This is a genomic window from Halomonas colorata, assembly GCF_014897985.1.
In the GTDB taxonomy this organism is placed as follows: domain Bacteria; phylum Pseudomonadota; class Gammaproteobacteria; order Pseudomonadales; family Halomonadaceae; genus Vreelandella; species Vreelandella colorata.
The window spans coordinates 1-8,531 of sequence record NZ_JABUZA010000072.1 but is presented as its reverse complement, the minus strand read 5'-3'; the positions used below and the strand labels follow the sequence as shown (position 1 = coordinate 8,531).

General features: G+C 53.4%; 2 protein-coding genes and 1 pseudogene. All 3 read right to left on the bottom strand.

Annotation, left to right across the window (positions count from 1 at the left end):
• Positions 1-1,571, bottom strand: a pseudogene (locus INT33_RS20370) (hypothetical protein); the annotation flags it as partial.
• On the bottom strand, positions 1,552-6,876 hold the full coding sequence (locus INT33_RS20365; RefSeq protein ID WP_193092893.1) for an Ig-like domain-containing protein: 5,325 nt from the start codon (positions 6,874-6,876) through the stop codon (positions 1,552-1,554). The gene INT33_RS20365 and the pseudogene INT33_RS20370, both read right to left, overlap by 20 nt.
• A gap of 264 nt (positions 6,877-7,140) precedes the next feature.
• Positions 7,141-7,911, bottom strand: coding sequence for an OmpA family protein (locus INT33_RS20360; protein ID WP_193092892.1), 771 nt, complete (start codon positions 7,909-7,911; stop codon positions 7,141-7,143).
• Between the last annotated feature and the right edge of the window lie 620 nt (positions 7,912-8,531).

The following is an 8,531-nucleotide window of genomic DNA, read 5'->3' as shown; positions in this document are numbered from 1 at the left end:
CCGTCGTTACCCAGCAGTCCATCGAGTAACTGGCTATCTTCCAAGCCTTGGCCGCCAAGCAGCCCAGCCACCAGACCGTTTTCACCCAGTAGGCCATCCAGTAGACCGGTGACTTGCTCACCGTCCACCGGCGTGGTGGTGAGTAAGCCACTCAGCAGGCCGTTCGGGCCCGCCACGGTATCCAGCAGACTGCCCACTAGACCCTGCTCACCCAGTAAGCCACCTTCGCCGCCCAACAGGTCGCCTTCGGTCAGGTTACCCAGCAGACCATTCTCGCTTACCACCGTATCGAGCAGGTTAGCGACAACACCGTCGTTACCCAGCAGTCCATCGAGTAACTGGCTATCTTCCAAGCCTTGGCCGCCAAGCAGCCCAGCCACCAGACCGTTTTCACCCAGTAGGCCATCCAGTAGACCGGTGACCTGCTCACCGTCCACCGGCGTGGTGGTGAGTAAGCCACTCAGCAGGCCGTTCGGGCCCGCCACGGTATCCAGCAGACTGCCCACTAGACCCTGCTCACCCAGTAAGCCACCTTCGCCGCCCAACAGGTCGCCTTCGGTCAGGTTACCCAGCAGACCATTCTCGCTTACCACCGTATCGAGCAGGTTAGCAACAACGCCGTCGTTACCCAACAGGCCATCAAGCAGACCTTCGTCACCTTCACCCAGCAGGCCTTCCAGCACCCCACCGGTACCGATCAGACCCGACAGCAGGCCACCTTGGCCTAGCAAACCGTCGAGCAGGTCGTTCAGCAAGTCACCTTCCAACGCCTCGTTACCCAGCAGGTCGGCCAGCAGCCCCTGTTCGCCCAGCAGCGGCTGTAGCAGGGTACTCAATAGCTCACTGCCCTCGGGGTCACCTTCCAGCAGGCCGCTAAGAACGCCTTCCTCGCCTAGCAAGGTTTCCAGCAGGTTACCGACGATGCCGTCATTCCCCAATAACGCCCCGAGCGCTTCCTCCTCACCTAACAGATTACCTAGCGGGCTGTTGGCTCCTAGTAGACCAGCCAATAGGCCGTCTGGCCCAAGCAGGTTGGCAAGAAGATCCGTTTGTAGCTCAAGGTCAACCACAGCTGTAAGGGATAGGCCTGCCAGTAATCCATTAGGTCCCAAGATGGTATCAAGCAGATTATTGACAAAGCCTGACTCGCCCACGAGGCCTTCTTCGCCTATCAAACCTTCAAGTAAGCCGCCGTTACCCAGTAAACTATTTACCAATCCTGCAAGCAGCCCTTCTTCATCCAATAGACCATTCAACAAGTCGGTATCTTCAAGCACGCCACCCAAGGGACCATCCGTTCCCAGGAGATTAGCCAGCAATCCTTCTTCGCCCAGCAACCCTTCCAACAGACCATTAACTTGGCTGTCATTGAGTGACAAATCACCAATCAGATTGGTTAGCAGGCCGCCTTCGCCAACAAGGCTTTCCAGCAGCGATCCAAGAGGGCCTTCAGCCCCAAGCAACTTATCTGCAAGCTGTCCACCAGCCCCTTCAGTCCCCAGAAGCTGCGTTAAAACTCCTTCAGCCCCTACTAGCGAGCCTAGAAGTTGGTCAACGCCCCCCCCCTTCATTTAGAAGGTCTGGGAACAGTTCATCGTCAAGCAGTTGACCCAGATTTAGACCAAGGCTCTCAGTCAAATCAGTTAAGGAGGTTTCTAATTCGTCAATAACGCCACCCAGCACACCTTGAGAGCCCACAAGGGCAGTGAGCAATCCCGCTTCATCCAACAAGCCTTCCATTGCTCCATTCTTTAACAGGCCGCCGAGTACACCGCCTTCGCTGCCAAAGAGGCCAGAAAGCAGACCATCTAAGATCCCTTGATCATTTAACAATGCGCTTAAAAGATTATTAAGATCGCTTCCGTCGGCCAGGAGCCCACCTACCAACCCATCATCAGCAAGTAACAATCCGACGAGCCCATTTTCAACAAGCAGGTTACCAATAGTGCCATTTTCAGCTAGCAAGCCGCCTATTAAGCCCTGTTCGGCTAGCGTTCCACCAATCAGACTGCCATCGCCCAATATCGTCTCTAGGAGGCTATCAAGCTGACCACTCTCTCCTAGCAAATTCTCAAGCGTTGTCCCTAACCCCAGGCCAACCAGCAGACCGCCCAGCAAACCGTCCTGCAACAGGGTAATTACGCCATCCGTTATAAAATCAACCTGCAGGTCTAATGCATCTAAAACATCTTGGGTTAGCGCTTCTCCAATCAACGGGCCAAGGACATTACCTAAACTATCGGTTGCCCCAGCAAACAAATTATCAAATTCATCAAGACCATTAGGGTCGTCAGGGTCAAATTCGAAGCCTAGTAGTGGCCCGAGCGCGTCATTAAGACTCGAAGTCAAGGCGTCGGTATCTATAACCAAATCGCTTAATACGCCCTCGTCCAAGTTTAGGAGTCCTTCAAGACCAGGCAGCAGGGCGCCTAGCAATACCTGAGATGGATCTAGCAAACCATCTCCGCCATCCAAATCACTATCAATAATGACGGCACCCAGCGAGCCAAGGTCACTGGTATTACCGGCAGCATCCGTCTGGCGAGCGATCACATCGCCCGCCGCATAGTCGCCATCGGGAAGCCCAAAACTCTCACCAACGCCCTCGACCCAGGTATCGCCACCATCAAGGGAGTATTCCCACGTAGCGTCGGGTTCGAGATTACCCACGTTGACCGTGCCATCGCTGGTAATACCGTCGCTGTCATCTGCGCCGGTGTCGTTGTCCAGCACCAATGTCGGTGCTTCGGGAGCAGCACTGTCGATGATGACAGCGCCCAGTGATCCGTTGCCGCTGGTATTACCAGCGGCATCCGTCTGGCGAGCGATTACATCGCCCGCCGTATAGTCGCCATCGGGAAGCTCAAAACTCTCGCCGACACCCTCGACCCAGGTATCGCCTCCGTCGAGGGAGTATTCCCACGTGGCGTCGGGTTCGAGGTTGCCTACGTTGACCGTGCCATCGCTGGTAATGCCGTCGTTATCATCTGCGCCGGTGTCGTTGTCCAGCGTCAGGCTCGGTGTCGCCGGAGCAATAGCATTGCCGATCAATAGGGAAGGATCAGATTCATTTCCCGCCGCATCGATAGCGACCACGTCATAGGCGTCACCTTCGACCAGCGGCGTGTCGGTGGTCAGAGTGTAGTCACCGTTTTCATCGGTAAGGCCACTACCTACTACCTCGCCATCCGCATCACGCACTTCTACTGTACTGCCCGGCTCAGCGGTACCCACTACCGTGGTCCCGGTCGGCTCACCGTTGTCGCCGATGACATCGGTGACGGTGTCAATCACCGGCGCATCCGGGGCAGCACTATCAATAATGACGGCACCCAGCGAGCCAAGATCACTGGTATTACCGGCCGTATCCGTCTGGCGAGCGATCACATCGCCCGCCGCATAGGTGCCGTCGGGAAGCTCAAAACTCTCACCGACACCCTCGACCCAGGTATCGCCACCATCAAGGGAGTATTCCCACGTAGCGTCGGGTTCGAGGTTACCCACGTTGACCGTGCCATCGCTGGTAATACCGTCGCTGTCATCTGCGCCGGTGTCGTTGTCCAGCACCAATGTCGGTGCTTCGGGAGCAGCACTGTCGATGATGACAGCGCCCAGTGATCCGTTGCCGCTGGTATTACCAGCGGCATCCGTCTGGCGAGCGATTACATCGCCCGCCGTATAGTCGCCATCGGGAAGCTCAAAACTCTCGCCGACACCCTCGACCCAGGTATCGCCTCCGTCGAGGGAGTATTCCCACGTGGCGTCGGGTTCGAGGTTGCCTACGTTGACCGTGCCATCGCTGGTAATACCGTCGCTGTCATCTGCGCCAGTGTCGTTGTCCAGCACCAATGTCGGTGCTTCGGGAGCGGCACTATCGATGATGACAGCGCCCAGTGATCCGTTGCCACTGGTATTACCGGCCGCATCCGTCTGGCGAGCGATTACATCGCCCGCCGTATAGTCGCCATCGGGAAGCTCAAAACTCTCGCCGACACCCTCGACCCAGGTATCGCCTCCGTCGAGGGAGTATTCCCACGTGGCGTCGGGTTCGAGGTTGCCTACGTTGACCGTGCCATCGCTGGTAATACCGTCGCTGTCATCTGCGCCAGTGTCGTTGTCCAGCACCAATGTCGGTGCTTCGGGAGCGGCACTATCGATGATGACAGCGCCCAGTGATCCGTTGCCACTGGTATTACCGGCCGCATCCGTCTGGCGAGCGATTACATCGCCCGCCGTATAGTCGCCATCGGGAAGCTCAAAACTCTCGCCGACACCCTCGACCCAGGTATCGCCTCCGTCGAGGGAGTATTCCCACGTGGCATCGGGTTCGAGGTTGCCTACGTTGACCGTGCCATCGCTGGTAATGCCGTCGTTATCATCTGCGCCGGTATCATTGTCCAGCGTCAGGCTCGGTGTCGCCGGAGCAATAGCATTGCCGATCAATAGAGAAGGATCAGATTCATTTCCCGCCGCATCGATAGCGACCACGTCATAGGCGTCACCTTCGACCAGCGGCGTGTCGGTGGTCAGAGTGTAGTCACCGTTTTCATCGGTAAGGCCACTACCTACTACCTCGCCATCCGCATCACGCACTTCTATTGTACTGCCCGGCTCAGCGGTACCCACTACCGTGGTCCCGGTCGGCTCACCGTTGTCGCCGATGACGTCGGTGACGGTGTCAATCACCGGCGCATCCGGGGCAGCACTATCAATAATGACGGCACCCAGCGAGCCAAGATCACTGGTATTACCGGCCGCATCCGTCTGACGCGCGATCACATCGCCGTCCGCATAGTCGCCATCGGGAAGCTCAAAACTCTCGCCGACACCCTCGATCCAGGTATCGCCTCCGTCAAGGGAGTATTCCCAGGTGGCGTCGGGTTCGAGGTTACCCACATTGACCGTGCCATCGCTGGTAATACCGTCGTTATCATCTGCGCCGGTGTCGTTGTCCAGCACCAATGTCGGTGCTTCGGGAGCAGCACTGTCGATGATGACAGCGCCCAGTGATCCGTTGCCGCTGGTATTACCGGCTGCATCCGTCTGGCGAGCGATCACATCGCCCGCCGCATAGTCGCCATCGGGAAGCTCAAAACTCTCGCCGACACCCTCGATCCAGGTATCGCCTCCGTCAAGGGAGTATTCCCAGGTGGCGTCGGGTTCGAGGTTACCCACATTGACCGTGCCATCGCTGGTAATACCGTCGTTATCATCTGCGCCGGTGTCGTTGTCCAGCACCAGACTCGGCGTCGCCGGGGCAATGATCGTGCCGATCAATAGAGAAGGATCAGATTCATTCCCCGCCGCGTCGATAGCGACCACGTCATAGGCATCACCTTCGACCAGCGGCGTGTCGGTGGTCAGGGTGTAGTCACCGTTTTCGTCGGTAAGGCCGCTGCCCACCACCTCGCCATCCGCATCACGCACTTCTACCGTGCTGCCCGGCTCAGCGGTACCCACTACCGTGGTCCCGGTCGGCTCACCGTTGTCGCCGATGACGTCGGTGACGGTGTCAATCACCGGCGCATCCGGGGCAGCACTATCAATAATGACGGCACCCAGCGAGCCAAGATCACTGGTATTACCGGCCGCATCCGTCTGGCGCGCGATTACATCGCCGTCGGCATAGGTGCCGTCGGGGAGCTCAAAGCTCTCGCCGACACCCTCGATCCAGGTATCGCCTCCGTCGAGGGAGTATTCCCAGGTGGCGTCGGGTTCGAGGTTGCCTACGTTGACCGTGCCATCGCTGGTAATACCGTCGTTATCATCTGCACCAGTATCATTTGCTAATGCGAGCGCAGGAGCTATCGGAGCAGTAACATCTCCATCCGCATCCGCGTCTGCATCAGCGTCACCGTCCGCATCTCCATCGGCGTCTGCATCCGCATCGCCATCAGCGTCTGCATCAGCATCCGCGTCACCATCCGCATCGCCATCAGCGTCTGCGTCTGCGTCTGCATCCGCGTCACCGTCTGCGTCTGCATCCGCGTCACCGTCCGCATCCGCGTCTGCATCAGCGTCACCGTCCGCATCTCCATCGGCGTCTGCATCCGCATCGCCATCAGCGTCTGCATCAGCATCCGCGTCACCATCCGCATCGCCATCAGCGTCTGCGTCTGCGTCTGCATCCGCGTCACCGTCTGCGTCTGCATCCGCGTCACCGTCCGCATCTGCATCTGCATCTGCATCCGCATCGCCATCTGCGTCCGCATCTGCATCTGCATCGCCATCTGCGTCTGCGTCTGCATCCGCGTCACCGTCCGCATCGCCATCAGCATCTGCATCCGCGTCACCGTCCGCATCGCCATCGGCGTCCGCATCTGCATCCGCATCACCGTCCGCATCGGCATCTGCGTCGCCATCATCGGGGTCCATTGGGTCACCGGCGTCGGGCTCATCACCATCGTCGATGCCATCACCAGCGCCAGGCTCTTCGTTATCAGGAGGATTAGAATCGGAACTAGAAGAGTCGCTGGCTGCAATAGCTGCACCCAATACACCTAAGCCACCTAGAGCAAAGACCCATGGCGAAACATCGCCAGCAGCCACTAATCCTTCTTCATTAATTTCGGCAAAGGCAAAATGCGACCAAGGTGATTGATACTGTCCTAACCAGAGTACTCCGTTGGAATCCTCTAATATCAATTCACTACGTACGTCATCAGTGACAACAAAGAAATCAGCAATAACAATCTGCTCACCTGACTTGAGTACAATAACCAGATTCATACCCGACTGGTTAAATGACGCAATTTCCTCAGGACCAACCGATATTTTTACAGCGCTGGGAGATTGCAGCGCTATAACGTCATTTGCTTGTTGTTGAGTGACGTTGCCATTAGCTTTTTCTGTGATAACTATCGCTTGGTTAGCCATGTTTCACCTTTTCGTTTCTATGTACGGTCCCGGGAGCCACAAATAGCCTGCGAGCTTGGACAGTTTTCAACTAGCGACACCACGTCGCTAAGGCTTTATTAAAAGCATTAGCGATATGAATCCGATCTTTTAAAATTATTTTTTCGTCAAATGTTTACGCTTTAAAATCATCAAAAGCTCATGCTATTAAACTTGATATCCAGAGCGGATTATCAGCAAATAAAAAGAAACACTTCCAACACGCTGGCTTTAATTCTTCTAACGCTAAGATCTTTCTTTCAAGACAATGTTGACTCGACGATTTTCCGCTAAACATGAAATTAACTGCGGTCTTGGCATATTGTCAGCACAGGACACGACTGGCTCGTTTTCGCCACGACCTTCATAAGTAATCCATTGCTGAGAGATGCCCCCTTCTATTAAAGCTATCGATACAGCACGAGCGCGCTGCTCAGACAGGGACAAGTTATAATCCTCATCACCAAGACGATCGGTATAGCCAATCACGTTGACTGAAGGATTATTGAAATTTTGCCGAACTTCAGAAGAGAGTTGGCGTATGGCGCTTACACCGCCGGGAGAAATATCTGCACTATCAAAACCAAATAGTAGGTCTGCGGATAGAGAAAGCACTTCCGGTTTGACGAGGGCTGCATACCTGGCAGCACATTGAGGCCTTCGCCACTCAAGACTGCTAAGGACTTGATTTGAAAAAGAAACCCTATACTGACAAACTAAGTAGTCGTTAGTTTCCAGAGGCAAGTTGATATTATAAAACCAATTATCATCCTGTATGCTGGAGGTAGAATCATTAGGGTTTCCAAGCAATCTTACAGTTTGCTCTTTAGAAAGCCTGCCTACTCCACTTTGTACTTGAGAAATATTTGGGATGGGTAAAAATAACCCATTACGGATATAACCCGGCCTTATATCAGTAACTTCTAGGCTTACATCAGTAAAGTTTTGAGCATTCGCATCGGCTACTATTCCGATAAATGCTGCTGCCAATATAATTGGCTTTGCCCACTTGATCATAACGTCCCCTTTCTCTCAAAGAATAACGCAATAAAATAAAGGCTTAACTCCACAGCGCCTAGAACCTTCTTATTAGAACTGCTTATCACGCCTAACTACTGTTTCTTTGACATAGATCAATACCGACAATATTAATTTAATACAAAAAAAGTAGCATTCAAGAAAAAAATTAATTCAAACTTATTGTTAAAAAAGATTAAAAAAACCAACATTTCCTCTAAATCATAAAAGATTAAATATAAGCCGGATAAAATTTTTATTGGAATTAAAGGCTTGCAATTTTTTTTATAAAAAAAACCAGAGATGCCAGCCTTTCAGATCAGTCGGGTTAACTAAAATCAATGAAAAAAATATGATGATGACTTTAACAAAACACTCTAGTGAATAAAAAAAGTATTCATCAACAAATTAAATAAACACTTAATTACAAAGAGAGACAAAATCAAAACTTATGAAACAAACCCTTGGGCATACTTCACTAAACTATTAAAACCAATGCTTTATAATAAAACATTATCTATACTTAGCTAACTAACTAGCTAAGGAAGGTCTGAATAACTGCCGATATTCATCAACGCTCACTTGAGCCGACAAAAAATCGAAAATTCAGACACTCTTCT

Coding starts and splice junctions, on each gene's coding strand:
- INT33_RS20365 (WP_193092893.1), bottom strand. CDS start 6,876: ATGGCTAACCAAGCGATAGTTATCACAGAAAAAGCTAATGGCAACGTC.
- INT33_RS20360 (WP_193092892.1), bottom strand. CDS start 7,911: ATGATCAAGTGGGCAAAGCCAATTATATTGGCAGCAGCATTTATCGGA.